We start from the raw sequence: 25135 nt of genomic DNA, 5'->3' as shown, positions 1-25135 counted from the left end.
GTGATCGCCGGATGATCGCCGTATGAAGGTCCGTAGGCCCAAGGTTGCCGCAGGTGGGCGAGCGCGTGCCCGAGATGCCGGGAACATGAACGGCACAGGCCGAGGGCCCTCGACTGTGCGTGGTCGAAGGCCCTCGGCATGGATCGGACAGTATCAGTCGGCAACCGCTCCGAAGCGTTCTCCGGCGATGGCGCGCGAGGGCTCACCGTCGACGCCCACCGGCACCTCACCCTCGAGGGTGGTGCGGTAGAGCACCCGGGTGACATCGAGGTGGTCCAGATCGCTGGGGGCCAGATGTGCGGTGGCGCGGTTGTCCCAGAACGCGAGACTGCCCTTCTCCCAGCGGAATCGGACCGTGTACGCGCTATCGGACAGCTCCGCGTACAGCAGGTCGAGCAGGGCATCGCTCTGACGCGGGCTCAGCCCCACGATGCGGGTGGTGAAGCCCGGGTTCACGAACAGCACCCGCTCCCCGGTCACCGGATGCACCCGGACGACCGGATGTTCGGTGACCAGCGGCGCCTTGGCTACCTTCTTGGCGTAATCGCTCTCGGCATCCCAGGCGGGCTGCTTACCGCCGAACCGGTGTTCGGCGCGCAGTCCGTCCAGGAACGACTTGAGCGAATCGGGCAGACCCTCGTACACCGCCGCCAGATTGGTCCACTGGGTGTCACCGCCGCGCTCGGGCGCGATCTCGGCCCGCAGCAGCGAGGCCGCCGGGGGATTGATGAGCGGGGAGACATCGGTGTGCCAATGATTGGTGTAGCTGAACTTGCGCCGCCCGAACCGCTTCTCGTACAACCGGCTGTCCACGGCCAGGATCTCCGGGAACTCGGTGGGTGCGTCGGTGTCATACGGATGCGAGGGCGTGACCGCGCCGAACCGCCGCGAGAACGCGATGTGCTCGGCATGCCCGATGTCCTGGCCGCGGAAGAACAGCACCTTGTATTCGTGCAGTGCCGCGGTCAGGTCGGCGACCTGCTGATCGCTGAGTTCAGCGCGCAGATCGATATCGGTGATCTCGGCCCCGATATGCCCGGCGACCGGAGTGACGCGCAGCGTGCCGGTATCGGCGAAAGTGGTCATGATCGTGCCTTTCGTAATCGGGATAACGGAAAGTTCAGGCGGTGGCCTGGATTTCGGTCAGCGCGAACTGACTCTCCACCGGCTCCAGGCCGTAGTGACCGCGCAGGGTGGTGGCGGTGTATTCGGTGCGGAAGAGCCCGCGTTCCTGCAGGATCGGGACGACCTTGTCCACGAAGTCCTCGAGCCCGCCGGGCAGGTACGGCGGCATGATGTTGAATCCGTCGGCGGCGCCGCCCTCGAACCAGCTCTGCAGATCGTCGGCGATCTGTTCGGGCGTGCCCGCCAGGGTGCGGTGGCCGCGGCCGCCGCCGAGCTTGCCGATGAGCTGGCGCACGGTCAGCTGCTCCTTCTCGGCCAGTTCCTTGACCAGGGTGAAGCGGCTCTTACCGCCCTCGATCTCGCTTTCCGGCGGCAGCGGGGGCAGCGGCGCGTCCAGGGCGTGTTCGGTGAGATCGATGCCGAGCAGCGAGGAGAGCTGGCGCAGTGCGTAATCCGGGGAGATCAGATCGGTGAACTCCTGCTCCAGGGCCTTGGCCTGCTCCTCGGTATCGGCGATGAACGGCACCAGACCGGGCAGCACCTTGAGCTCATCGGCGGAGCGGCCGAACTTGGCCAGGCGCGACTTGAGATCGCGATAGAAGTCCCGGCCTTCCTCGAGCGTGCGCTGTGCGGTGAAGACCGCTTCGGCGTAGCGGGCCGCGAATTCCTTTCCGCTCTCCGAGGATCCGGCCTGCACCAGCAGCGGGCGGCCCTGCGGACTACGCGGGGAGTTCAGCGGTCCGCGCACCTGGAAGCGCTCACCGCGGTAGTCGATGGTGTGCACCTTGTCCGGATCGGCGAAGACGCCGTCTTCCGGATCGAGCACGATGGCATCGCTCTCCCAGCTGTCCCACAGCTGTACGGCCACATCCACGAATTCCTGTGCCCGCTCATAGCGGCGCGCGTGCTCGGGAATGGAGTCGTAGCCGAAATTGAACGCCTCCTCCTCATTGCCGGAGGTGACGATATTCCAGCCCGCGCGCCCGCCGCTGATGTGATCGAGCGAGGCGAATTTGCGTGCCAGATTGAAGGGTTCGTTATAGGTGGTCGAGGCGGTGGCGATGAGCCCGACGTGTTCGGTCGCGGTGGCGATGGCCGCCAGCAGGGTGACCGGTTCGAACACGGCGAGGGTATTGCGCTTGATGCGCGGTCCGACCGCGAGGCCGTCGGCGAAGAACACCGAATCGAGCTTGCCGCGTTCGGCGATCCGCCCGAGCTCCTGGAAATGACCCACCTCCAGCACCTGATGCTCCCGGGTGCGCGGATGCCGCCAGGCGGCCTCGTGATGCCCGACGCCCATCAGGAAGGCATTGATGTGAAAAGTCTTGCGTGACATGGAGAGTGTTCCTTCGAATCAGCGGTCGGACTGGACGCGCCAGCGGGACAGTCGGCGTTCGAGCGCGACCAGCAGGCCGTTGAACGCGAGTCCCAGTAGCGAGATGGTGACGATGCCCGCGTACATGGCGGGAATCTGGAAGTTCTGCTGCGCCGCGGTGATGAGATAGCCGAGACCGGCGCGCGCCCCGACCATTTCGGCCGCGATCAGCACCAGGATGGAAGCCGAGGCGGCCATGCGGATACCGGTGAAGATGGCGGGCACGGCCGCGGGCAGCACCACCTTGGCGAACAGCGGGATGGGTGAGAAACCAAGCGATACAGCGGATTTGATGAGCAGCGGATCCACACTGCGCACACCGCTGATGGTGTTCAGCAGGATCGGGAAGAAGCTGGCGTACACCACCAGTGCGATCTTGGAGGTCTCGCCGATGCCGAGAATGAGCACGAACACCGGAAGCAGCGCCAGCGCGGCGGTATTGCGGAACAGTTCGAGAATCGGGGAAATGAATTCCGCGACCGGCCGATACCAGGCGATGGCCACGCCCACCGGAATGGCGGAGGCCACCGCGATCGAGAAACCGATGCCCGAGCGGGTCAGGCTCGCCGACACGTGTTCGCCGAGCTGACCGGAACGGAACAGCTCCAGCCCCGCCGACCACACATCCGAGAACGGCGGCAGGAAGACCGGATCCACCAACCCGAATCGCGGCGCGAGCTGCCAGAGGATCAGGAACAGCACAATCGCCAAGCTGGGCTTGATGATCCGCCATGCCAGCCGCCCGGCGACCCTGGCAATGCGCGCTGTGGAAACCGTCGGGGCGGGAACAGCTCGGGTGGATGCGAGCTCGGTAGGTGTTACCGTCTCGCCGTTCGAGGACGAGACCGCGCCCGATGGTGCGGTCGTATCGCGGTCGACGCCGGACCCTCTCAGTCCGGCCGTTGCGGTGACCTGAAGTGCGCTAGACATGGCTGGCTCTCCTGTCGGTGGCGGCGAGCGCGGCGGTCTCCTGGCCCTGCGCCCGGGCGACTTCATCGCGCAGCAGCGACCAGATGTGGTGCCGCACTTCGCGGAAGCTCTCGCTGGATCGGATATCGGCGTCCCCGTCGCGGTCCAGTGCGATATCGACGACCGCCTTGACCCGGCCGGGCCGCGAGGTGAGCACCGCGACGCGCTGGCCGAGGTAGACGGCTTCGTCGATGCCGTGGGTGATGAACAGAATCGTCTTGCCGGTGGCCTTCCAGATGCGAAGCAGCTCGTCCTGCAACGATTCCCGGGTCTGCGCGTCCAGGGCCGCGAACGGCTCGTCCATGAGCAGCACCTCCGGATCGAAGGCCAGGCTGCGGGCGATGGCGACGCGCTGTTTCATACCGCCGGAGAGTTCATGCGGATAGCGGTCGCCGAATCCGGCCAGGCCGACCAATTCGAGGTAGTGCTCGGCGATCTGACGACGCTCACGGCGTCGAATTCCCTTGGCCTCCAAGCCGAATTCGATATTCGTGCGGGCGGTGCGCCATGGCAGCAGCGCGTACTGCTGGAAGACGATCCCGCGATCGAGTCCAGGTCCGTTGATGGGCGCGCCATCCAGCAGGATCTGCCCGGTGGTCGGTTTGCTCAGGCCGCCCAGCAGATCCAGCAGCGTGGACTTACCGGAACCACTGGGACCGACCAGAACCAGGAACTCCCCGTCCCGCACATCGACCGTGATGTCCTCGAGCGCGGTGAAGGCGGCGTTCTCCCCGCGCACCGGGAAGTCCTTGCGCACACCGCTCAGCGCGAGCTTGACCCCGCTCATTTCGCCGCCGCCGCTTCACCACTGGGCCCGGCGCCCGCCGGATACTTGCCGTTGCTGTACGGGTTGTCCTTATTGGTGTAGAGATCCTTGGCCTGGAACTTGCCCGCGGGCAGTTCGCCATTGCGCACCAGCCAGTCGATCCACACCTGGAACTCGCGGTCCTCGACCACCGCGCCCGGCACCGGGATGCCCGAGCTCTTGTAGTACTTCAGCAGTCCGGTGTTCTCATTGCGGCCGCGCTTGGTGATGATCGATTCGAAGCGGGCCACCACCTGATCGCGCGGGGTCACCTGGAGCCAGCGGGTGGCGCGGGCGGTGCCCTGCACGAAGTCGGCCACCGCGTCAGGCTGCGACTTCAGATAGTCATTGCGGAAAACGTAAGTGCCGTAATCGAATTTGCCGAACAAATCCTTATCGGTGTACAGCGGATGCAGTCCGCCGCGATCGACGGCGTTATCGCGGAACACCGAACCCAGCGCCGCCGCGTCGATCTGACCCTTGCGCAGCGCGTCCTCGGTATTGGCCGGCGGCAGCACCACCAGCTGCACCTGCTTGATCTCGGCGTCGCTGAGTCCCTGCTGGTGCAGCCACTCGCGGGTGACGAACTCGTGGTGCGCGCCCAGGGTATTGACCCCGACCTTCTTGCCGATCAGATCGCGCGCCGAGGTGATGCCCGAATCGTCCCGTACGAAGTAGCCGGTGTACGACTGCTCGTCCGCCCCATAGGAACTGAGCACGGCGGTGACCGGTGCGCCACCGGCGACCAGCTTGATGACCGCACCGTTGAAAGCGCTGCCGAATTCGATCTGTTTGGTCGCCGCGGCCTGGATATTGGCGGGACCGCTGGTGGTATCGCCCTCCCAGTGCAGGCTGATCTTATTGAAATAGCCCAGATCCGCGGCGAGCTCGTACGGCGTCACCTGTCCGGTCGTGCCCTGGTAGCGCACAACGGTTTTCCCGTCGGCGGTGGTGGCGGGCTCGGACTTACCGCAACCGGTGAGAACCCCGACCGCGCTGGTAATCGCCAACGCGGCGGCGAGGATTCGCAACGTTCGTGCGGTTCGAAAGGCCCGTGCGGGTCTGGAAGCGGAAGCCATAGTGATTCTTTCGATGAACGCGTACGCGGTAACGCGTATTCAGGAATGATCGGTTGATCAGATGGTGTCGACGCCGAGAGCGCGCGGCAATCGTCTTTTCACGATGTGGAAATCAGCGTGATTCTAATTCGGCGGAATCCGTTGGCCCGCCGACAGTTTGGAACAGGGGTGCGATGCGCCCGGCCGTGATCCGCATGGCGGGCACGATATTTCGTATGAGCTCGGCATTGAGCCGTGCCGAACGCGCCTGTACCGCGAGTGCGCCGCGCACTCGTTTGTCCGGTCCGACGATGGGGACCGCGACCGCGCGAATGGGGTCGTCGGTCGGCATCAACTCGGTGGCGAAGCCACTGCGCCGGACGCGATCGAGATCGGTGTGCAGTCCGGCGGTCCGCGCCGGGCGGGTATCGCGCCGGGCCGCGTGCTCCTCGGCGATGGTGTCGAAGGGGGAGAAGGCCAGCAGCGCGTGCCCGGCGGCGCTGTCACGCAGCGGCCGCCGGTCCCGGGGCAGCTGGTTGGGGCAGAAATACACCGGTGGCCTGGCCTGGAACACCGTGACCGCGTCCCGGTCCTCGGCCATGCTCACGCTCACGGTGATGCCGATTCCGGCGGCCAGCGCGTAGAGGTGGGGCGCGGCCGAGTCCAGGCCGAAGCGGCCCAGCGCGGGCCGGGCCAGCGATGCCAGGCCGTGACCGATGCGGTAACGGTCGGTCGCGGGATCCTGTTCGAGCAGTCGTCCGCGCACGAGCGCCTGGGCGAGCCGATGCACGGTGCTCACGGGTAGATCCGCCAGGTGCGCCAGCTCGCTCACCGACAGTTCGGGATCGCCTTCGAAGCAGCTCAAGACCCCGATCGCGCGGTCGACCGCGCGTGCTCCGGAGCGTGGTTCCTCGGTGGCCATGGATCCTCCTGCGGGGACGAAACAGTAGTCCCGGAACTATGACCATGGCTCTGACCGGCGGCAATGGTTGTGCGCACCCCGATCGCAGGTCTCGAGAAGCAGGTCGAACGGGGTCCCGGGAAGATCGCGCATCGGCGAAAAACTATTTCTATTACGCGACCCGGGTCACTATTTTCGAGTGGCCTCCGTCACATTATCGGCGATGAATTCGAACAATGTAATTCACCATTCGTCCGGTGCTGTCTGCATAAACTCCGCGAGTGCGGTCGACGCCAATTTGTCAACCGTCCGTGATTGCCCCGTGATTAGTTGTGATTGTTCCGTTACCGTCGTTCACGGCTCGAATCACCGAGTCCGAAATCGAACCGCCGAACACCGGCAACCCCGTCCCGCGGTTCGAACGAAACCGACATCCCTGGGGACGGGGACCCGCTGCTGAGAGCGCGGGCCGATTGGGCGCAGGCCAGGAATCCCATATGACTCGCAAGTTCAGCACCCGCATGCTCGTCGCCACCGCCGCCACCGGCATCCTCGCCGCTGTCCCGTTCGCGATGTCCACCGGCACCGCCTCGGCTGCCTCGGGCAACTGGGACGCCGTCGCGCAGTGCGAGAGCAGCGGCAACTGGGCCGCCAACACCGGTAACGGCTTCTACGGCGGCCTGCAGTTCACCCAGAGCACCTGGAACGCGTACGGCGGCGCGGGCAATGCCGCGAACGCCAGCCGCGAGGAGCAGATCCGCGTGGCCGAGAACGTGCTCGCCGGTCAGGGCGCGGGCGCGTGGCCGCACTGCGGCGCGTACCTCTAAGGTACCGCGCGCTGCCGGTTCGACCGGCGCACCAAGCATGACGATGGCCCCGGATCAATGGCGATCCGGGGCCATTTCGCGTCTGTACCGCTAGCGGTGGGCGTCGTAGATCGCCTGTGCCAGTTCGGATTTGAGCGCCTGGAACTCCGGGGTCGCGGTGACCCGCAGCTCGCGCACGGCGTCCGCGTCATCGCCCGGCAGGTCGATCCGGCGGTCCAGGATGATCCGGCCGGGCCGGGCGCTCATGACCAGCACCCGGGTGGACAGGAATACGGCCTCCTCCACCGAGTGGGTCACGAAGACCACGGTCTTGCCCGCCTGCCGCCACAGTCGCAGCAGTTCGACCTGCAAACGCTCCCTGGTGAGCTGATCCAGGGCCCCGAACGGCTCATCCATCAGGATGATGCGCGGATCGTTGATCAGCACCCGGGCGATCTGCGCGCGCTGCTGCATACCGCCGGACAACTCATACGGCCGCTTACCGCCCACATCGCCCAGGCCGACCAGGTCCAGCAGACGATCGGACTCCGCGCGCCGGGTCCGCTTGTCCACACCTCGGCACTTGGGCCCGAACTCGATGTTCCCGCGCACCGACAGCCACGGGTAGAGCGTCGGGGCCTGAAACACCACACCGCGCTCCGGACTCGGACCCGCGATGGGGTCCGCGCCCACCAGCAGCGCGCCGGTGGTCGGGGTGAGGAAGCCACCGAGCAGTTGCAGCAGCGTGGTCTTACCGCAACCGGACGGCCCGACCACGCTCACGAACTCGCCGGGTTCGATGACCAGATCGGTGGGGGACAGTGCCACCGTCGATCCGGTCGCGGTGTCGTAGGTCTTGGACACCTCGCTCAGTACGACCCGATCACGCTGTGCGACAGCGGAACTCACTTGGCGCTCGCCGCCGTCGCGGCATCGGCGTAGACCGCCCCGGCGTACTTCTCCGGTGCGGCCAGACCCTGAATCTCGCCCTGGCTCAACAGGAATTGCGCCGAACCCTGCAGATCGGAGCCGAGCTGCTTACCCAGGTAGGGCGCGCCCGCCTGCGTCGCGGCATCGAGGAAGACATAGCCCGGCAGCTGCTTGCGCACCGCGTCCACCGAGATACCGAGCTGCGCGGCGATGTGCGTGGCCGCGGCCTGCGGATCGTTGGCGAGCTGATGCACCGCCCAGTTCTGCGCGGCCGTCCACACCGTGAGGAACTTCGGATTGGCGCTCACGAAATCGCCGCGCGCACCCTCGAGATCGAACGTCGGCTTCCCGGCCTTGGCGGTTTCGGCCGCGGTGGTGACGGTATGCCCGTTCTTCAGCAATTCGGTCAGCGTCGGCTCCCAGATGAACGCCGCGTCGATACCGCTATCGCGCCACGCGCCGAGAATCGCGTCGGGCGTGAGGTTTACGAGCGTCACATCCCGCTCGATTCCGGCCGCCGCGAGCGCACCGAGCAGACTGTAATGCGAGGTACTGGCGAACGGCACCGCGATCTTCTTCCCGCGCAGCCCCGCCACCGAGGTGATCGCCGGATCCTTCACCACCAGCGATTCCGCGGACCCGATCACATCGTGAATCCACACCACCTTCATATCGATATTCAGCGGAGCCGAAATCGCCCGCGCCGCAGCCGCACTCCCGAGCAGTCCCAAATCCAGCGAATTGGACCCGAACGCCTGAATAACCGTCGCCCCCGAAGCGAACTTGCTCCAGGTGATCTTCGCCTTCGGCAGGCAGGTCTCCAACAGCCCGGCATCCTTCACCACGAGCGCACCATTGGGAATGTCCTGATATCCCAGTCGCACTGTGCCGGTGAAGGATTCGTCGACGGGTACCGGGCACGCCACCTTGTCGCCGCCCGCGCGTGACTGATCGGTCCGTCCGGACTCTACGCAGCCCGAGAGGGCCGCGGCGAGGACTCCGGCCAGTGCCAATGCGACAAGTTTGCGTTTCATGCTTTGCCTTTCCATGGAACGGCGAGGTCGCCGATCCGCTTGATCGCCGCGTCCAACCCGAGCGCGGTGAGACCGATAACGATGATGCAGGCCATGGTCAGCGGGGTGTCGAGGCGCTGACCGGACAGATAGGCGAGACCGCCGATGCCCGGAATGCCGTTGTCGAGTTCGGCGGCGACGACGGTGGTCCAGGCGAATCCGATGGCCACGCGGATGCCGCCGATGACCTCGGGGAGGGTGGCGGGCAACAGAACCCGGGTGATGACCTGACGGCGATTCGCGCCGAGGGAGCGTGCCGCGTTGACGCGGTCCGCCGAAACCCCGTGCACGCCGGTCATGGTGGCGATCACCAGCGGCGGGAACGCGGCCAGGAACAGCAGCCAGATCTTCGAGGTGTCACCGATGCCGAACCAGACGATGAGCAGGCCGATATAGCCGAGCGGGGGGAGGGCGCGCAGGAAGTTCAGATACGGCTCGACGATCGTGGCGAGCGTGCGCGAGGTCCCCAGCCCGAAACCCACCAGTGGACCGAGGATTACGGCCGCTCCGGCACCCACGCCGATGCGCTGCAAACTGGCCAGCAGATGCTCCCAGAGGAAGTAGTTCTGCTCGCCGCGCACTTCTCGCGGCACACCCGGGGCCAGCTCATGCCAGCTGTTGGCGCGTACGAATGCCCGCCACACCGCCCCGGGCGTCGGCAGGAATTGCTGATCGACGATCTTCGCCGCGCTGATCGCCCACCACAGCCCCAGCAGCACGGCCAGCGACAGCACCCGCACCCCGATCCCGCGCACCCGCCCGGACCGGCCGGTGGTCTGCGCTTTGCCGAGTTCCGCTGCGCGCGTAGCGGTTCGGGTCGCCCCGATGCTGATCATGCCGCCCGTCCTCCGATGCCGTCGCGGTCGGCCGCCTCCCGTCGAGGGGCCATAACCGTCCGGCCCGATCCTTTCCTCCGCGCGCGACTCTGCCCAGATACACGATCACCGTGATTTGAAGTGCGTGCGTTTGAGCACACGTCGACGAGCGAGGTGGGCGATCCGCCGCCCCGGTGCGTTCTCCGGGTCGGCAGGCATGCCATCGCAGCGGCCGGGCAACCTCGGCGGCAACCGGACGGTGCCGGTGGCCGCCGCCGCGCCCGGTATGTGCGGCCGAGCCGTCAGTGGCGTTGCGATCGGCGGCAATCCGCGCGGGTGTCCAGCCGCCGCGCGGCGTGTGCGGAGCCATTATCCAAGCGTTATCTCGTCACGGCCCGGTGTCGGATATGGCGGCCTACGCTCCTCTGTATGACTGTTGTGACCTGGCCGGACGAGGTGGACGAGGTCCTCGGCGGTGATCTGACCTGCGCGCTGGCCTATCTCACCCCGGCGGGTGGTGCGGTGGTCTCGGCGGTCGCGCCGATCGGGCTGCGGGATCGGGAGCGGGGCACGGTCGGCTTCACCACCTCCCTCGGCTTCGGGCGCAAGCTGGAGCGGATGAAGCGCAATCCGCAAGTGGCGCTTGCCTTCCACTCGCGCAAGCACGGTCTGGGCGATTTCTCGAACGCGCTGTATGTGCTGGTGCAGGGCACCGCGACATTCGACGTGACGCCGGATCGGGCCACCATGGAAGACATCGGTGCGCGTGTCGTGCCGTTCATGGGACCGCCGAAACAGGGCCGGTTCTGGGATCGCTGGTTGAGCGCGTACTACGCCGACCGCGTGGTGGTGACCGTCGCGGTGCATCGCATCGTGGCCTGGCCGGACCTCGAAACCACCGGGGCTCCAGAGGTTTTCGGTGAACCACTGCCGACCGGAAGCGCGCCCTCGCAGAAGCCGCCCGCGGGCGGCACCGCGCCGCGGGTCGAGGTGGACAAGGCCGCGGCCAAAGCCGATCGCCTGCCCTTCCGGCTGCTGTCCTATCGACAGGCGGACGGCTACCCCACGATCGTCCCGGTCGATATCAGCGGTTCCGGGCCCGCAGGTCTGAGCCTCGCCATCGCGGCCGGCGCTCCCGGCGGCGGTCGCCGCGCCGGGCTGCTCGCGCACGACTACCGGCCCAAACTGATCGGCCTGGAATCGCGTCAGCACACCGGCTGGCTCGAGGCGGACGGTGAAACGGGCACGTACGCCCCGCACACCGCCTCCGGCTTCGCCGCACCCCCGAACAAGACCCTGCTACTGCTCGCGAACGGTTTCCTGGCTCGTCGCGGCCTGAAGAAAGCGCAAAAGGAAGGCTTGCTCGACGCGCTCCGCTAGTGGATAGAGCCGCGGCGCCCGGTACGCGCGCCGCGGCGGCTATGGCGACGAAGAGTATGCCGTCGGGGCGAATGGGCGGGCGGGACCGCTGGGCGCGATCCGCTGGAGTGCCGCGCACTCTTGCCGATTCGGGTAAGTCCCCGCTCGGAACGTGCTCGGGCAGTAAGGTTTTACATGCTCACCGGCACGGCCGAAGCGCGGCCCGGGGTGGGCGGGGCGGGTATGGCGACACGGAGAGCGGTGCTGCGAGCGGGTGTGCTGTTGCCCGTCACCGCGGCCTGCGCGCCCGGATTCGGGTCTCGCTCGGATGCGGTGCGGATCGCGGTCTCCTGGGGTGGCTCGGAGCTCGATGCCTTCGAAAGTGTGCTCACCGCGGTCGATTTCGGGCATCCCACCGAGGTGATACCGCTCGGGGACGATATCGGCACGGTATTCGGCGCGGGGCGTTCGGCCCCCGATATCGTCATGCTCCCGCAGGCCGGACAGGTGCGGAAACTGGCCGAGGACAAGCGATTACGGCCACTCGACGATGCGCTGTGGACCGCCGGGGGAGCCGCCGAGTACGCCCCGGGCTGGCAATCGCTGCTGCGGATTCCCTCCGCCGGTGACCGGCTGTACGGGCTGCCGTTCAAACAGGCCTGCAAATCGCTCATCTGGTACGACCGGGAGCGGTTGCGGAAACTGGGACTGCCGGACCCCGGCACCTGGTCATTTCGTGAATGGCCGAGCCATATGGACGCGGTATCGGATGCGGGGATGAGCCTGCTCGCGCTCGGCGCGGCGGACGGCTGGGTGCTGACCGACTTCTTCGAGAACGTGCTGTGGGCGGAATATCCCGAAGTCTATGACCGGCTGGCGAATCCGGCGCTGTGGCTGGACGCGAGCGGACAACCACCCGCCGATCTCGGCTCCGCGCTGCGCGATCTGGCGGCGGTGTGGGGTCATCGGCACGCCTTTCCCGGCGATATCGGCAAAACCCTAACCCGGCAGTTCCCGGATGCGATTCACGATGTGTTCCAGCGTCATTCGGCGCTCATGGTGGTTGCCCCGGACTTCGCCGAGCCGATCGTGCGCGCCTGCGTCCCGGCCGCGTCGCTGGAGAGCACGGTCGGTGTCGCGCCATTCCCGGGCGGTGCCCGCGGTGCGCCGCTGATCGCCGGTGGCGACGTCATGGTGGTGACCGCATCCGCGAAAGACACCGCGGCGCAATTGGTATCCCTGCTCGCGCAACCGCGAGCCGCGCTGCCCTGGATCACCCGCTACGGCGGTTTCGTCGCCGCGAATCAGGCCACCCCGCAGCAGTATTCACCACTGATCACACCGGTCGCCGCGCGCTTCCGCGACTGGACCGCCTTCGACCTCGGCGACCGAATCGGTTCCAGCGGTGGCCGTTTCGACCTGTGGCGAGCGCTGACCGACTTTCTGACCGCACTCGATACCGAGGGCATCGATACGGCGGTGCGCGATACCGTCGCCGCCATCGATGAACTCGAACGACGGCGGCGCGACTGAGATCATGGACGCACTGCATTCGCACGGCCTCGACCTGGAATTGGCCCCGCGCCGCCTGTCCGGCCCGTTGATTCCGGGCAGGCATCCGCGCAAATGGATCGGCGCGGTCATTCTGCTGCCAGCGCTCGGCCTGATCACGGTCTTCATCGTGGCCCCGTCGCTCTATACCGTCTGGCTCGCGGCCCGGGCCCGGCCCGGATTGACGCTCGGCTGCGGGCTATTGGTGCTCGCCGCGATCCCACCGGCCATCGCGGGAGATATCAAGCGCCGCTACCCGGGGCTACCGGCCGTGCTGGCGGTCGCGATCACCTGGACCGTCGTGGTCGCCGCCGTCGGCGTGATCCTCATCGGCCGCGGCCTGACCCCGGACGGCGTGCGTGCCTATCTGTACACCGTCGGATGGGTGATCGTCGCGGCGCTGCTGGTGCTGCTGGCGCTGGCGATCGCCTGGTTCACCCGCCGATTCCGCTGGATGTGGCGGCCGCTGATCGTGCCGTTCGGCATTTCGGCGTTCACCGCGGGCATCGCGTTCCGCCTGCTCTTCGACCACCTGACCGAGAATCGCGAACTCGGCGGCGTCATCGCGTATCGCATCGCCTTCGGGGTGCTGCTGGTGCTGGCCTTCGCGTGGACCTGGCTCGGCCTGCTCACCGGCCTGTTCCGCGCGGCCCTGCTCGGTATCGAGGCCGATGAGGTGCGAGCCGGGGAGCTCTACGAGGAAACCCGGCCGCACTTGGTATTTCGACTGCTGCGACTGGTGCAACCGGTGTGGTTGATCGCCATGCTGGTCGTCGGTGTGGCGGCGGCCCGCGTGTTCGATGCCATCCTGGCCTCGGTGCCGCGCTCCATGCAGTACCAGATCGACAGCGCGACCGTGTACTGGTGGCGCACCTCGGCGGCATGCGGTCCGTGGTGCGGTGAGGCCGCCGCCTACGCGCTGCCGCTGGCCGTGGCGCTCGGGCTGGCCGCGCTGTGGGCGCAGGCTGGTATTCGCGGGCATCGAATGAGCTGGACGGCGACCACGCGGATTCCGGAAACGGGCAGGGAGCGAACGGGTTTCGCGCAGTGGCTGACGGTGCTGGTTTTGACGGGTGTCGCGTTGATCCCGATCGGCATCTTGGCGTGGGAGGCGCTCGGCGGCTCCGGCCGCTCGGTGCGCGCACAATTGCGCGCGATCGGGCATGACGGCGGCCTATGGCGTGCGCTCGGCATCACCGCGAGCGTCGCGGTACTCGTCACGCTCATCGTGCTGCTGGTCTCGGTGCAGGTCGCGCATCGGCTGGCCGCGGTGCGCACCGGTATCGGGGCTCGAATCGTGGTGCCCTGCCTGGTGTTTCTGACGGTGCTGCCCGCGCAGATGTATCTGGGACCGCTGCACGATGTGATCAATGCGTGGGGGTTCGCGGGCACCAGGGTGCCGCTGATCTTCACCCATGCCGCGGCTGGACTGCCCATCGCGATACTCATTCTGCGCGGCGCGTTGCTCGCGCCCGCGTACACCCCGGCCGCGGACGCGCTCTACGGTCTCGCGCCCGCGCGGGTGGTCACCGGCCGGGTTCTGCGCGCTGTCCGCCCGGCCCTCGGCGCGGTGGCTGTCCTCGAGTTCATTCAGGTCTGGAACGACTTCTTCATCGGCCTGCTGATCAGCGGTGCGGGTGCGAGCCCGTGGGCGCTGCTGCTGTGGGGCGACACCCGCCAATTCGACCAGAACGCGGCACAACTCGCGGCCGGTGCGCTGGTGTCGGCGGTCGTTCCGGTGACATTGCTGCTGCTGTTCTGGCGACGCTGGCTGGTGCCCGGCCTGACCGGGGGAGCGGTGCGATGACCAGCTCCCGCGACGCCGATTCCAATGTCATCGCCACCCCGAAATCCGGTGTGCTGCAACGCATGCTGGGCGCGATGATGGTGCTGGGCACCGGTCTGATCGGTGAGCTCGGCCGGATCTCGATCACCGACGCGTTCAAGGAGAACGTCGTGGTGACGCTGCTGTCCGGTGTACTGGGCTGGGTGCTCATGCCCCTGGTCGTCATCGCCGGTCTGATCCTGGTCTTCCGGGCCACCACGGCGATGGCCGCGGAGCATCGTGAACGCGACGGGGAACTCCCCGAACCGGGTGCGCCGTGGCCGGAACCGATCGACCCCGTCCAGGACGCCACCCTGGACGGCTATCGGGAAGCCGCGGTCCTGCGTGAACTTCCCGCGCGGGATTTCGAGATCGGCATTCTGCTCGAGGTGCTCGCGGCCATCGGCACCGCTCGCGCCCGGCTGCCCGCCGGATCCACTCTGCCGGAGCATCGCACCGCCACCGAGATATCGGCTGAATTGGTGCGGCGCGGGGTACTCGAACAGCTGACATCGGGCCGTTGCCGATTGGCTCGGGTTCCCGTCGAACCCGGGACGGCCGCGGTCCGGTCGCTGCCGGAATGGCGTGCGGGCTGCAATGAACTCATTCGCCGCCGGGCCGAGCATGCGGCGGGATGGGCTGCGGCACTGGATGATCCGGAGCGGTCGGCGGTGGCGCGGCGCTGGTTCCGGACCGAGGAGCCCAGATTGCGCCGCCTGCTGGAGCGGTGCGCGGACACCCCCGAGTTGCGGCGGCTGCGGATGACGGTGCCGCAGCTCGCCGTCATCGCCGATGCGCTGGACTCCTGGTACGCGCGAATCGGCAAGGGCGAGAATGATTCCGGTACCGCGACGGTGATGATCCGCATCGCACCTGACCCGCGCCGGGATCCGATACCGCCCGGCGGTGGCCCGCCACCGCCGGGGAGTCCGCCGTCGCCCGTGGGCGGTTCGGCGCGGGCCGGGTTCCCCGCGATCGCGGAACTGGCCCGAATCCGCGCGGACCCCGCGTACACCCCGCCGTCCCGCATCCGCCCGCGCCCGCTGCTCACGAACCTGCGCGCCCGCGCCGGTCACCGCTGGGCGCTGGCCGAATTGAATTCCGCCGCACCGGAACTGGACCGCGTCGCGACCGCGCTGGAGGCCGCCTGGTGGCGGTTGCCGCGCGAGGACGTGGCCGGTGAGGTCTGTGCGCTGGTGAATCTGGCCCTGGTGCATCTGCGCCAGGGCCGCCTCGACGCCGCCCGCGATCGCCTCGAACTCGCCGAATCCCTCGCGGTGGACGGCCGGGATCCGGCCGGGCTGGCGCATGTGCACGAGGTGCTCGGCATTCTCGACTGGGCGGTGGGCGCGCCGCGCCGGGCACTGCGCTCGTGGCAGGAGGCGCTGAGCGAATGGCGTGCCCTCGATGATCGTCTCGGCATCGGGCGCTGTCTGCAGCATCTGGGCTCGGTGGCGGTGCTGGATCCGGGGCTCGGGGCGCATCTGCTCGATCCGGCGGGCGACGCCCAGGCGGCCGAGGTTTTGCGCCAGGCCACCGGATGGCTGGCGCACGCCCGCGAACTGTATCCGGATGCGCGCTTCGCACAGACCTATTCGGACCGCGCGGCGCATACGCTGCGTACCGCTCCCGGCTCCGTACGCCGTGGGGTGCGCCCGCTACGACGCATCGATCGCTGGCCGCTGCGTCCGGACGAGTCCGACGGTTCGGCCGACACCCCGGGGCCTACACCGACTCCGGCATGACCTCCGGCTCGGGCACCGCGACCCGCGCATCGATGACGAGCCCGAGCACGCCCACCGCCAAACAGGCTGCGGTGAGTATCAATTGCCCCGGCGAGGTCTTACTGGTGAGCGCGTCACCGAGCAGCACCGTGCCGACGGTCCCGGGCAGAATCCCGAGCACGGTCGCGACCAAATACGGCTTCATCCGCACCGACGACAGTCCCGCGCAGTAATTCACCACCGAGAAAGGCGCGAAGGCGATGAGCCGCAGCGAGCCGATCGCCAGCCAGCCGCGCCGTGCCAGCCGCGCGTCCACCGCGCGCACCGCCGGATGGGTCAGCCGCGCGCGCACCCGATCCTGATCCAGCGCGCGCACCAGCAGCAATGCCAGCACCGCGCTGAGCGTGGTGGCCGATACCGCCAATGCCAGGCCCTCCCAAGGCCCGAACAGCATGCCCGCGCTGAGGGTGAAGATGGTGCGCGGGAACGGTGCCACGCAGACCAGTGTGTGGACCACGAAGAACACCAGCGGCAGCAGCGGTCCGACCGAATCGGCCCAGTCGCGAATCTGCTGTGGTGCGGGATGCGGTGCGAAGGCGGCCAATCCGAACAGCACGGCGATACCGATCAGCGTCGCCAACACGCGCGGCTGGCGCAGTCGGCCGAGCAATCCGGCCATACCGCTCACTACTTCGCGAATGCCGCCGTCCTCCTCGTGCGCACCATGGGTCGGATGCGGACTTTACCGACCGCGCGCTGCGCGGCTGTGGCTGGCTCCGCAAGGATGGTGATACCCATGCTGAACAGTTCGGATTCCGGTCGGACCCGGGCGGGAAGGGTTATTGGCAACTTGCCAGGTTACTCACTGGTAGTGAGACTCAGTGGACAGGAATCACAGCCATCCCGCTAGCATCAGGGGAAAGACGAGGAATGCTCGTTAACCGAAATGACCTCTGAGCAGTGCGGATGCATTACAAACCGGTCGTTTGGTCAGTGAGTGGAAGAAGGAACAGCAGCTATGCCGATTGCTTCAGACCCGGACGCCGATCCGGTGCCCGGGTACGCCGCCTGGCGCAAGGGTGTTGCCGGAGTGCTGGCCAAGGCCCGCAGGGTCGAGGTCTCGGAACTCCCGGAAGAGCCGGAGAAGCTGCTCGCGGTCACCACCTATGACGGTCTTACCGTCAACCCCCTCTACACCCGTCGCGATGAGCTGCCCGAGCAGCCGTTGCCGGGCGCCTTCCCGTTCGTGCGCGGCGGTGACGCCACTCGCGATGTGCATCGCGGCTGGTTCGTCAGCCAGCGCTTCGGGGGATCCGACGGGGCCACTGTAAACCGGCAGATACTCGACGCGCTGGAAAACGGCGTGAGTGCGGTCTGGCTCGGTGTCGCGGACCGCGGCGTTCCGGTGACGGAGCTTCCCGCGGCGCTCAACGGACTGCTGTTCGAGCTCGCCCCACTTGCCCTGGACGCGGGTCCCGCCGCCGCCGAGGCTGCGGCGCAACTGTTCTCGGTGCTCGACGGCTATGAAGTGGCCGATCGCACCGGAATTCAGGTCTCGCTCGGCGCTACTCCGCTGACCAGCCTGTTCGCCGGTTCCTCCGCCATCGATCTGGACGGGGCCATCACCCTGGCGCAGCAGGCGGTGGCGCGGCCGGAGAATATTCGCGCGATCACCGTATGCGGCATCGCATTCCACAATGCGGGCGCTTCCGCCGCGCAGGAGCTCGGTGCGGCCGTGGCGGCCGGACTCGAATACCTGCGCGCGCTCACCGATGCGGGCGCGGATATCGCCGATGCGCTGGATCAGCTCGGATTCCGCTTCGCGGCCACCGACGACCAGTTCGAGTCCATCGCCAAATTCCGTGCGGCCCGCCGTCTTTGGGCGCGCGTGGCGCAGGTCGTCGGCGCGCCCGACTACGGCAATGCCCCGCAGCAGGCCGTCACCTCCGCCGCCATGATGACCCAGCGTGATCCGTGGGTGAACATGCTGCGCACCACCCTCGCCGCGTTCGGCGCGGGCGTCGGCGGCGCGGATATCGTCACCGTGCTGCCCTTCGACGACGCGCTGCCCGCCGGGGAACTCCGTGTCTCGCAGGCATTCACCGAGCGCATGGCGCGCAATACCCAGCTGCTGCTGCTCGAGGAATCGCATCTCGGACATGTGCAGGACCCGGGCGCGGGCTCCTGGTACGTCGAATCGCTCACCGATGAACTCGCCGCCAAGGCATGGGAGTTCATGCAGGAGATCGAGGCCGCGGGCGGATACCTCGCCGCATTGCAGGCGGGCCTGCTCGCCGAACGCATCGAGGCGACCCGCGCCGAGCGCGATTCCGATGTGGCACACCGCAAGACGGCCGTCACCGGCGTCAATGAATTCCCGAACCTGAACGAGGAGCCGCTGTCCGAGGCGGCCCGCGCGGCCAGCCCGATCGCCCGCTACGGCGCGGCCTTCGAGGCGCTGCGCAACCGCTCCGATGCCTACCTGGCGGCCAACGGTGCACGGCCCAAGGCCCTGCTCGTACCGCTGGGCCCGGTGTCGGAGAACAACGTGCGCGTCACCTTCAGCGCGAACGTACTGGCCTCGGGCGGTATCGAACCGATCAACCCGGGCGTGCTGAGCGCGGACGGAATCGGCGCGGCGGCAACCGAATCCGGTGTCTCGGTCGCGGTGCTGTGTGGTTCGGACCCGCGCTACGGCACCGATGCCGCCGCCGCGGTCGACGCTCTGCGCGCGGCCGGTGTCACCACCGTGCTGCTGGCCGGAGCCGAGAAAGCGGTGGCCGACCTGACCGGCGCACAGCGTCCGGACGGATTCCTGACGGCGCGGATGGATGCGGTGACGGCGCTGTCCGGCCTGCTGGAGAAGCTGGGAGCATAGAGATGAGCGATATCAAGCATCTGATCGGCAATTTCGCCGAGGTTCCGCTCGGGGAGCCCGATAGCGCCCCCGTGGAGGCCGCGCAGGTCGAGGAGTTCGTGGCCGCGGCCGCGGCCGCCAATCACTATGCGCCCGAACAGCTCACCTGGGCGACGCCCGAAGGCATCGACGTGCCACCGGTATTCACCAAGGCGGACCGCGATGCCATTGTGGCCGAGGGGTATCCGCTGGACTCGGTACCGGGTATCGCGCCGTTCCTGCGCGGTCCGTACCCGACCATGTACGTGAATCAGCCGTGGACGATTCGCCAGTACGCGGGCTTCTCCACCGCCGCGGATTCGAACGCCTTCTACCGCCGCAACCTGGCCTCGGGTCAGAAGGGTCTGTCGGTCGCCTTCGACCTGGCCACGCACCGCGGGTACGACTCCGATCATCCGCGCGTGACCGGTGACGTCGGCATGGCCGGTGTGGCCATCGACTCCATCCTGGATATGCGGGAACTGTTCGATCAGATTCCGCTGGACCAGGTGTCGGTATCGATGACCATGAACGGTGCGGTGCTGCCGATTCTGGCGCTGTACGTCGTGGCCGCCGAGGAGCAGGGCGTCAAGCCCGAACAGCTGGCCGGAACCATTCAGAACGACATTCTGAAAGAGTTCATGGTCCGCAACACCTACATCTATCCGCCGAAGCCGTCGATGCGGATCATCTCCGATATCTTCGCCTACACCTCGGCCAAGATGCCCAAGTTCAACTCGATCTCCATCTCCGGCTACCACATTCAGGAAGCCGGAGCCACGGCCGATCTGGAGCTGGCGTACACCCTCGCCGACGGCGTGGAGTACATCCGGGCCGGTATCGAAGCCGGTATGGAGGTCGACAAGTTCGCGCCGCGACTGTCGTTCTTCTGGGCCATCGGCATGAACTTCTTCATGGAGGTCGCCAAACTCCGTGCGGGACGCCTGCTTTGGAGTGAGCTGGTCGCCAAGTTCGAGCCCAAGAGCGCGAAATCGCTGTCACTGCGCACCCATTCGCAGACCTCGGGCTGGTCGCTGACCGCGCAGGACGTGTTCAACAATGTGGCGCGCACCTGTGTCGAGGCCATGGCCGCGACCCAGGGGCATACCCAGTCGTTGCACACCAACGCACTCGATGAGGCGCTGGCACTGCCGACGGACTTCTCCGCTCGTATCGCGCGTAATACCCAGCTGTTGATCCAGCAGGAGTCCAACACCACGCGGCCGATCGACCCGTGGGGTGGCTCGTACTACGTGGAGTGGCTGACCCATCAGCTCGCCGAGCGCGCGCGGGCGCATATCGCCGAGGTGGAGGCGCACGGCGGTATGGCGCAGGCGATTTCGGAAGGCATTCCGAAGCTGCGCATCGAAGAGGCCGCGGCCCGTACCCAGGCGCGCATCGACACCGGCCAGCAGGCCGTCATCGGCGTGAACAAGTACCAGGCCGAAGAGGACCAGGAGATCGAGGTCCTCAAGGTCGAGAACTCGCGCGTGCGCGCCGAGCAGAACGAGAAGCTGGTGCGCCTGCGCGCCGAGCGCGATACCGCCGAATGTGAACGTGCGCTGGCCGAATTGACCCGTGCCGCAGCCTCTTCCGAGGGCGGTATGGAGAACAACTTGATGGCGCTGGCGATCGCGGCCGCGCGCGCCAAGGCCACCGTCGGTGAGATCTCCGACGCGCTGGAGAAGGTGTACGGCCGCCATCAGGCCGAAATCCGCACGCTCTCCGGTGTTTACCGTGAGGAGGCCGGCAAGGTGTCGAACATCAGTAAGGCGATCGAACTCGTCGACGAGTTCGCCGAGGCCGAAGGCCGCCGCCCCCGCATCCTGGTTTGCAAGATGGGTCAGGACGGGCACGACCGCGGTCAGAAGGTGATCGCCACCGCGTTCGCCGACCTCGGCATGGACGTCGATGTGGGCCCGCTGTTCCAGACCCCCGAAGAGGTGGCCCAGCAGGCCGCCGACAATGACGTGCACATTGTCGGCGTCTCCTCGCTGGCGGCAGGCCATCTCACGCTGGTGCCCGCCCTGCGGCAGGCGCTGGCCGATGTCGGCCGGTCCGACATCATGGTCGTGGTCGGCGGCGTCATCCCGCCCGGCGACTTCGCCGAGCTGTATGAGGCCGGTGCGGCGGCGATCTTCGCGCCCGGCACCGTAATCGCCGACGCCGCAATCGATCTGATCAAGAAATTGGCCGATTCACTGGGCCATGAGATCGGCACCGGCGCGGCCGAATGAGCGACGCCGTGCGTGCGGCCGCGGGTGACCCTCACCCGCGGCTGGGCACCACCGCCGGGGTCCGCGCAGCGGGCGGGCCCCAGGCCGCGGCGCGCGGTGTGAAGCGGGCCGTCGATGTCGATCAGCTCGCGGAGCAGGTGCGGGCGGGGGAGCGGGCCGGGTTGGCGCGCGCCATCACCCTCGTCGAATCCACCCGGAGTGATCATCGTGAACTGGCGCAGCAGCTGCTGCTGCGCCTGACGCCCGCGACGGATGCGGTGGTATCCAATCGTGTTGGTATCACCGGTGTTCCGGGCGTGGGTAAGTCGACGTTCATCGACTCGCTGGGCATGTCGCTGATCGAGCAGGGGCATCGGGTGGCGGTGCTGGCGGTGGATCCGTCCTCGACTCGCACCGGTGGTTCGATCCTGGGCGATAAGACCCGGATGGCGCGACTTTCGGTGGAGCGCAACGCATTCATCCGCCCGTCACCCACCGCGGGCACGCTCGGCGGTGTCGCCAAGGCGACCCGCGAGACGATCGTGCTGCTGGAGGCGGCGGGCTACGACGTGATCCTGGTCGAGACGGTGGGCGTAGGCCAGTCCGAGGTGACGGTCGCCAATATGGTCGACGTCTTCTGCTTCCTCACCCTGGCTCGCACCGGAGATCAGTTGCAGGGCATCAAGAAAGGCGTCCTGGAGCTGGCCGACCTGGTGGCGGTCAACAAGGCCGACGGCAAGCATGAACTCGAAGCCAAGGCCGCAGCCCGCGAACTGGCCGGGGCCATGCGCCTCATCCACCCCCGCGATTCCCTGTGGCACCCACCGGTAATCACCATGAGCGGCCTGAACGGCGTTGGCCTGGACAAGTTCTGGGACACCGTCCTCACCCACCGCAAGGTCCTCACCGAGGCGGGCGAATTCGCCGAGAAGCGCCGCCGCCAGCAAATCGACTGGACCTGGACCATGGTCAACGACAGCCTGCTGCGCCGCCTGTCCGACAACCCGAACGTGAAATCCGTTCGCGCCCAGGTCGAATCCCAGGTCCGCGCGGGCTCACTGACCCCCGCCCTGGCCGCCGAAGAACTCCTCCGAGCCTTCGACGAGCACTGATGACCAGCACCGGGAGTGCCGATGACCATCACGAATGAGCGCCGATGACCATCACCCCCGGCACTCTCGCCGACGCCGAGGCGGTCGCCACCCTCCACACCGAGAGCTGGCGCACCGCCTACGCGGACATCATGCCCGCCGACTACCTCAACGGGCCGCTCTACGAAGAGCGCCTGGCGCTGTGGCAGCACCGCCTGACCACCCTTACCCCCGGCGCGGCCCTATTCGTCGCCACGGACGCGGCCACCTTGGCGGACACGGCTACCTCGACGGACGCGGCCACCTTGATCGGATTCGTCTATCTCACTCCACAACCTGACGGCCGCATCCTCCTGGACAACCTCCACGTCCACCCCACCCTCAAACGCACCGGCACCGGCACCCGCCTCCTGACCCACGCTCAAACCTGGGTCACCACCGAACACCCCGGCCGCACCCTCTATCTCGAAGTCCTCGAAGCCAACACCCCGGCCATAGCGTTCTACGAACGCCACGGCGGCAAACGCACCGACCGCCGCCCCGCCCACTTCCCCCAGGGCTTCACCCTCACCGAACTCGAATACACCTGGCTTCCCACCTAGGCTGACCGCCATGCTCGACCCCGCAACCGTCTCGCCCAACCTCACCGACCGCGGCCGCATCCCCTCGGTCCTCCGTTTCACCACCGAACTCATCGCCTGGATCGCAACCCCCTGGGCTCTAGCCGAGCATTCGGTGGTGCTGGCGGTTCTTTCGGTGATTGTGCTCATCGGCCTGCCGACCGCGTTCTCCACGCCCGGGGACAAGAAGCAGACCCTCCTCCCGGTTCCGGGCATCGTGACGATCGCCCTGGTTGTCCTCCAACTCGTCGCGGCGGTGGTCAGCGCGTGGATTGCCTGGTATCCGTGGGTCGCTGTCCTCGTGACCGTGCTGGCATGTGCCACGGTGGTTGCCGAACTTCCGCGTTGGCGCTGGCTGCTCCGCGCGCCGGGCAGCGCGAAGGGATAAGACCGCCGGACTTCGTCGGCGTCAGGGAAGCGATTCCATCGGAGAAATCTCGGTGGAAGCCGCGCAGTGCCTCGGCAAGGATGTGGCGGTGCGGATGCTGGCGGAGTTGGATCGGATTACCGAGGAGCAGGATCGGTCGGCGACGTTCGAATTGATTCGAATGCTGAACGATCGTGGTGTCGGAGAAGCGGAGCGGGAGCAGATCGGTTACGCGCTCCAACGGCTCGCCGATCCCCGTGCGGTGGGGCCGCTGACCGAAATTGTGCGTGACCGCGACCGGCCGGACGAAGTGCGCCGCGCCGCGCTGTGGGCGCTGGAGGGCTCGGACATCTTTCCGGCGGGGCCGGGAATGCGGAACTGGTGGGATCTCGGCGATGACCTGGTTCGCGGCTGTGTGCTGCGGCAGGCCACGCGCCGCGAGGCGGATCTGCTCGAACCGGTTCTGAGCGATCCACGCCATCCGCTGCACCGGGACGCGCTGGTCGGAATCGGGTCCACGTTCGAGGAACCACACTGGCAGCGATTCAAGATCGCCGCTTTGGCGAACCCCGACCCGGCGGTGCGGCGGACAGCCGCCTATCAGCTGGGATGGGATGAGCCGGTAGCAGCCGAATCTGGGTTGCACCGGGTTGCGGCGAGCGACAGCTCGGTCGAAGTCTGCTGTGCCGCAATCGATTCGCTGCGGTACTACAGCAGCAGGGCCACGTTGCGGCTGCTACACGAGCTGGCCCGAGGCAATGACGCGCGAGCGATGGAAGCACGCACTGCCGCTGCCGGATTGCTCAGCGACTTCGAGGATGAGCGGTCACACATCGGTGAATGGCTCGCGCCGGTCGCGGACCTGCTCGGCGCGCCCGACGTCGATGCCACGACCGAAATCGACACCGCGCCTGGGCAATCCGGTACACCGCGTTCGCGGTTCCCAATTCCATCGGCGTCGGAGCTGATCACCCTGTACTCCGATCCGGACGGTCCGTGGGAGCCGAAACTGGCTGTCATGCGAAGGCGCGTCATCGGCAATGGCTGGGATGCCATGCCCGAGCCTGACCGCCATGGCCTCGCCGCGTTTCTCTCCGGCCATCCGGACCCGCAGGTGCGCGCGCTGTGCTGCTGGGCGTTGTCGAGCTGGGACGAGGTGGATTCGTTGCTCGCATTGGCTCATGATCCAGATGAGGGGGTACGGCAATCAGCGGTCTACAACTTCCGATTCGTACCGCGTTCGCACGAGATCGCTACGCTCACATGGGATCTGATCGCCTCCGGTGAGGTGGCCGGTACCCGTGGACAGGAGACGCTGGTCGTCTGCGCCGCACACACCCCACCCGGCGACCTCGAAGACCGTCTGATCGAGTTGGCGCGCAACGATCTTCGGGAAGACATCCGCGCCGAGGCGGTCACCCTCCTCGGCGACCGCGTCGAACCGCTACTGCCTTTGCTCTCCGAACCGCCACTGCTGACCTGGGCGGTGCACATCCGACTACTCGATGCGTGCCGCAGCTCAGGTGTGCGACCGGCTGCCGTGAACGATCTTCAGGGTGTCGACAATCTTCATGTAGCACGTGCTCTTGCGAACCTGAGCCGCTGATGATCCTCCAGCCCTGAAATCGG

The 25135-nt window shown here is 67.3% G+C and carries 21 protein-coding genes; 11 read left to right on the top strand and 10 right to left on the bottom strand.

All coding sequences use genetic code 11. The annotated features are described in order from the left end of the window. Window positions 1–153: 153 nt before the first annotated feature. The 6 genes from ACFC0O_RS00895 to ACFC0O_RS00870 all read right to left on the bottom strand — a co-directional run bounded on the left by ACFC0O_RS00895 (window position 154) and on the right by ACFC0O_RS00870 (window position 6254). Window positions 154–1086: a TauD/TfdA dioxygenase family protein gene (locus tag ACFC0O_RS00895; RefSeq protein ID WP_375952507.1), complete on the bottom strand. Its 933-nt coding sequence runs from the start codon at window positions 1084–1086 to the stop codon at window positions 154–156. A 34-nt stretch (window positions 1087–1120) separates the two neighbouring features. Beyond that, entirely contained in the window at window positions 1121–2461 is a 1341-nt protein-coding gene (locus ACFC0O_RS00890; protein WP_375952504.1) for an LLM class flavin-dependent oxidoreductase, read from the bottom strand. An 18-nt stretch (window positions 2462–2479) separates the two neighbouring features. Continuing rightward, complete coding sequence (locus tag ACFC0O_RS00885; protein ID WP_375952501.1) at window positions 2480–3430, bottom strand: ABC transporter permease; 951 nt, start codon at window positions 3428–3430, stop codon at window positions 2480–2482. After that, window positions 3423–4256: an ABC transporter ATP-binding protein gene (locus tag ACFC0O_RS00880; protein WP_375952498.1), complete on the bottom strand. Its 834-nt coding sequence runs from the start codon at window positions 4254–4256 to the stop codon at window positions 3423–3425. The genes ACFC0O_RS00885 and ACFC0O_RS00880 overlap by 8 nt, the downstream gene beginning before the upstream one ends. Continuing rightward, window positions 4253–5353 carry an ABC transporter substrate-binding protein gene (locus ACFC0O_RS00875; RefSeq protein WP_375952496.1) on the bottom strand — a complete coding sequence of 367 codons (1101 nt, stop codon included), beginning with the start codon at window positions 5351–5353 and terminating at the stop codon, window positions 4253–4255. Before ACFC0O_RS00875 ends, ACFC0O_RS00880 begins: the two co-directional genes overlap by 4 nt. Before the next feature lie 112 nt (window positions 5354–5465). After that, a complete protein-coding gene (locus tag ACFC0O_RS00870; RefSeq protein ID WP_375952493.1) occupies window positions 5466–6254 on the bottom strand; it encodes an IclR family transcriptional regulator in 789 nt (262 codons plus the stop codon). A gap of 476 nt (window positions 6255–6730) precedes the next feature. Here ACFC0O_RS00870 and ACFC0O_RS00865 point away from each other — a divergent pair, with 476 nt between their 5' ends. Beyond that, the gene (locus tag ACFC0O_RS00865; protein ID WP_364635025.1) at window positions 6731–7060 is read left to right on the top strand and encodes a transglycosylase family protein; all 330 of its coding nucleotides are present in this window, start codon (window positions 6731–6733) and stop codon (window positions 7058–7060) included. A 90-nt stretch (window positions 7061–7150) separates the two neighbouring features. Here the strand turns inward: ACFC0O_RS00865 and ACFC0O_RS00860 are convergent, their stop codons facing one another. Genes ACFC0O_RS00860 through ACFC0O_RS00850 form a run of 3 tightly spaced genes read right to left on the bottom strand, consistent with a single transcriptional unit; the run spans window position 7151 to window position 9878 of the window. Beyond that, window positions 7151–7948: an ABC transporter ATP-binding protein gene (locus ACFC0O_RS00860; protein ID WP_375952490.1), complete on the bottom strand. Its 798-nt coding sequence runs from the start codon at window positions 7946–7948 to the stop codon at window positions 7151–7153. Next, the gene (locus ACFC0O_RS00855) at window positions 7945–9003 is read right to left on the bottom strand and encodes an ABC transporter substrate-binding protein (RefSeq protein ID WP_375952487.1); all 1059 of its coding nucleotides are present in this window, start codon (window positions 9001–9003) and stop codon (window positions 7945–7947) included. The genes ACFC0O_RS00860 and ACFC0O_RS00855 overlap by 4 nt, the downstream gene beginning before the upstream one ends. Then, window positions 9000–9878 (bottom strand): ABC transporter permease, encoded by an 879-nt coding sequence (locus ACFC0O_RS00850; protein ID WP_375952484.1) that lies wholly within the window; start codon window positions 9876–9878, stop codon window positions 9000–9002. The genes ACFC0O_RS00855 and ACFC0O_RS00850 overlap by 4 nt, the downstream gene beginning before the upstream one ends. A gap of 408 nt (window positions 9879–10286) precedes the next feature. On the opposite strand from ACFC0O_RS00850, the gene ACFC0O_RS00845 reads away from it, so the two are divergent. The 4 genes from ACFC0O_RS00845 to ACFC0O_RS00830 all read left to right on the top strand — a co-directional run bounded on the left by ACFC0O_RS00845 (window position 10287) and on the right by ACFC0O_RS00830 (window position 16337). Continuing rightward, a complete protein-coding gene (locus tag ACFC0O_RS00845; protein ID WP_375952481.1) occupies window positions 10287–11237 on the top strand; it encodes a pyridoxamine 5'-phosphate oxidase family protein in 951 nt (316 codons plus the stop codon). Between the two features lie 174 nt (window positions 11238–11411). Then, window positions 11412–12749, top strand: coding sequence for an ABC transporter substrate-binding protein (locus ACFC0O_RS00840; RefSeq protein WP_375952478.1), 1338 nt, complete (start codon window positions 11412–11414; stop codon window positions 12747–12749). Continuing rightward, window positions 12721–14574 carry a hypothetical protein gene (locus tag ACFC0O_RS00835; RefSeq protein WP_375952475.1) on the top strand — a complete coding sequence of 618 codons (1854 nt, stop codon included), beginning with the start codon at window positions 12721–12723 and terminating at the stop codon, window positions 14572–14574. The genes ACFC0O_RS00840 and ACFC0O_RS00835 overlap by 29 nt, the downstream gene beginning before the upstream one ends. Then, window positions 14571–16337 carry a tetratricopeptide repeat protein gene (locus ACFC0O_RS00830; RefSeq protein WP_375952473.1) on the top strand — a complete coding sequence of 589 codons (1767 nt, stop codon included), beginning with the start codon at window positions 14571–14573 and terminating at the stop codon, window positions 16335–16337. Before ACFC0O_RS00835 ends, ACFC0O_RS00830 begins: the two co-directional genes overlap by 4 nt. On the opposite strand, the gene ACFC0O_RS00825 is transcribed toward ACFC0O_RS00830, so the two are convergent. Next, entirely contained in the window at window positions 16318–16995 is a 678-nt protein-coding gene (locus tag ACFC0O_RS00825; RefSeq protein ID WP_375952471.1) for a TVP38/TMEM64 family protein, read from the bottom strand. The genes ACFC0O_RS00830 and ACFC0O_RS00825 overlap by 20 nt on opposite strands. A 339-nt stretch (window positions 16996–17334) precedes the next feature. Here ACFC0O_RS00825 and ACFC0O_RS00820 point away from each other — a divergent pair, with 339 nt between their 5' ends. The 6 genes from ACFC0O_RS00820 to ACFC0O_RS00795 are packed head-to-tail and all read left to right on the top strand — an operon-like array spanning window position 17335 to window position 25112. Beyond that, window positions 17335–19194, top strand: a complete 1860-nt coding sequence (locus ACFC0O_RS00820; RefSeq protein WP_375952469.1) for a methylmalonyl-CoA mutase family protein — start codon at window positions 17335–17337, stop codon at window positions 19192–19194. A gap of 2 nt (window positions 19195–19196) precedes the next feature. Next, a complete protein-coding gene (gene scpA / locus ACFC0O_RS00815; protein WP_375952467.1) occupies window positions 19197–21449 on the top strand; it encodes a methylmalonyl-CoA mutase in 2253 nt (750 codons plus the stop codon). Further along, a complete protein-coding gene (gene meaB, locus ACFC0O_RS00810) occupies window positions 21446–22540 on the top strand; it encodes a methylmalonyl Co-A mutase-associated GTPase MeaB (protein WP_375952464.1) in 1095 nt (364 codons plus the stop codon). The genes scpA and meaB overlap by 4 nt, the downstream gene beginning before the upstream one ends. Window positions 22541–22584: 44 nt before the next feature. Next, window positions 22585–23121 carry a GNAT family N-acetyltransferase gene (locus ACFC0O_RS00805; protein WP_375952461.1) on the top strand — a complete coding sequence of 179 codons (537 nt, stop codon included), beginning with the start codon at window positions 22585–22587 and terminating at the stop codon, window positions 23119–23121. A gap of 10 nt (window positions 23122–23131) precedes the next feature. Continuing rightward, window positions 23132–23527 (top strand): hypothetical protein, encoded by a 396-nt coding sequence (locus ACFC0O_RS00800; protein ID WP_375952458.1) that lies wholly within the window; start codon window positions 23132–23134, stop codon window positions 23525–23527. A gap of 52 nt (window positions 23528–23579) precedes the next feature. Continuing rightward, window positions 23580–25112 carry a HEAT repeat domain-containing protein gene (locus ACFC0O_RS00795; protein ID WP_375952455.1) on the top strand — a complete coding sequence of 511 codons (1533 nt, stop codon included), beginning with the start codon at window positions 23580–23582 and terminating at the stop codon, window positions 25110–25112. Window positions 25113–25135: the final 23 nt, after the last annotated feature.

Source organism: Nocardia sp. NPDC056100, from assembly GCF_042266325.1.
Lineage (GTDB): Bacteria > Actinomycetota > Actinomycetes > Mycobacteriales > Mycobacteriaceae > Nocardia.
Note: the sequence above shows the minus strand (reverse complement) of the source record. Positions and strands in the feature narration are given on the sequence as shown.

What these genes read in the sequence shown, in the direction of transcription:
- scpA (WP_375952467.1), top strand. Translation starts at nt 19,197, where the DNA reads ATGAGCGATATCAAGCATCTGATCGGCAATTTCGCCGAGGTTCCGCTC.
- ACFC0O_RS00880 (WP_375952498.1), bottom strand. Translation starts at nt 4,256, where the DNA reads ATGAGCGGGGTCAAGCTCGCGCTGAGCGGTGTGCGCAAGGACTTCCCG.
- ACFC0O_RS00825 (WP_375952471.1), bottom strand. Translation starts at nt 16,995, where the DNA reads ATGGCCGGATTGCTCGGCCGACTGCGCCAGCCGCGCGTGTTGGCGACG.
- ACFC0O_RS00855 (WP_375952487.1), bottom strand. Translation starts at nt 9,003, where the DNA reads ATGAAACGCAAACTTGTCGCATTGGCACTGGCCGGAGTCCTCGCCGCG.
- ACFC0O_RS00865 (WP_364635025.1), top strand. Translation starts at nt 6,731, where the DNA reads ATGACTCGCAAGTTCAGCACCCGCATGCTCGTCGCCACCGCCGCCACC.
- ACFC0O_RS00875 (WP_375952496.1), bottom strand. Translation starts at nt 5,353, where the DNA reads ATGGCTTCCGCTTCCAGACCCGCACGGGCCTTTCGAACCGCACGAACG.
- ACFC0O_RS00820 (WP_375952469.1), top strand. Translation starts at nt 17,335, where the DNA reads ATGCCGATTGCTTCAGACCCGGACGCCGATCCGGTGCCCGGGTACGCC.
- ACFC0O_RS00850 (WP_375952484.1), bottom strand. Translation starts at nt 9,878, where the DNA reads ATGATCAGCATCGGGGCGACCCGAACCGCTACGCGCGCAGCGGAACTC.
- ACFC0O_RS00835 (WP_375952475.1), top strand. Translation starts at nt 12,721, where the DNA reads ATGAACTCGAACGACGGCGGCGCGACTGAGATCATGGACGCACTGCAT.
- ACFC0O_RS00805 (WP_375952461.1), top strand. Translation starts at nt 22,585, where the DNA reads ATGACCATCACCCCCGGCACTCTCGCCGACGCCGAGGCGGTCGCCACC.
- ACFC0O_RS00885 (WP_375952501.1), bottom strand. Translation starts at nt 3,430, where the DNA reads ATGTCTAGCGCACTTCAGGTCACCGCAACGGCCGGACTGAGAGGGTCC.
- ACFC0O_RS00870 (WP_375952493.1), bottom strand. Translation starts at nt 6,254, where the DNA reads ATGGCCACCGAGGAACCACGCTCCGGAGCACGCGCGGTCGACCGCGCG.
- meaB (WP_375952464.1), top strand. Translation starts at nt 21,446, where the DNA reads ATGAGCGACGCCGTGCGTGCGGCCGCGGGTGACCCTCACCCGCGGCTG.
- ACFC0O_RS00800 (WP_375952458.1), top strand. Translation starts at nt 23,132, where the DNA reads ATGCTCGACCCCGCAACCGTCTCGCCCAACCTCACCGACCGCGGCCGC.
- ACFC0O_RS00890 (WP_375952504.1), bottom strand. Translation starts at nt 2,461, where the DNA reads ATGTCACGCAAGACTTTTCACATCAATGCCTTCCTGATGGGCGTCGGG.
- ACFC0O_RS00895 (WP_375952507.1), bottom strand. Translation starts at nt 1,086, where the DNA reads ATGACCACTTTCGCCGATACCGGCACGCTGCGCGTCACTCCGGTCGCC.
- ACFC0O_RS00830 (WP_375952473.1), top strand. Translation starts at nt 14,571, where the DNA reads ATGACCAGCTCCCGCGACGCCGATTCCAATGTCATCGCCACCCCGAAA.
- ACFC0O_RS00845 (WP_375952481.1), top strand. Translation starts at nt 10,287, where the DNA reads ATGACTGTTGTGACCTGGCCGGACGAGGTGGACGAGGTCCTCGGCGGT.
- ACFC0O_RS00840 (WP_375952478.1), top strand. Translation starts at nt 11,412, where the DNA reads ATGCTCACCGGCACGGCCGAAGCGCGGCCCGGGGTGGGCGGGGCGGGT.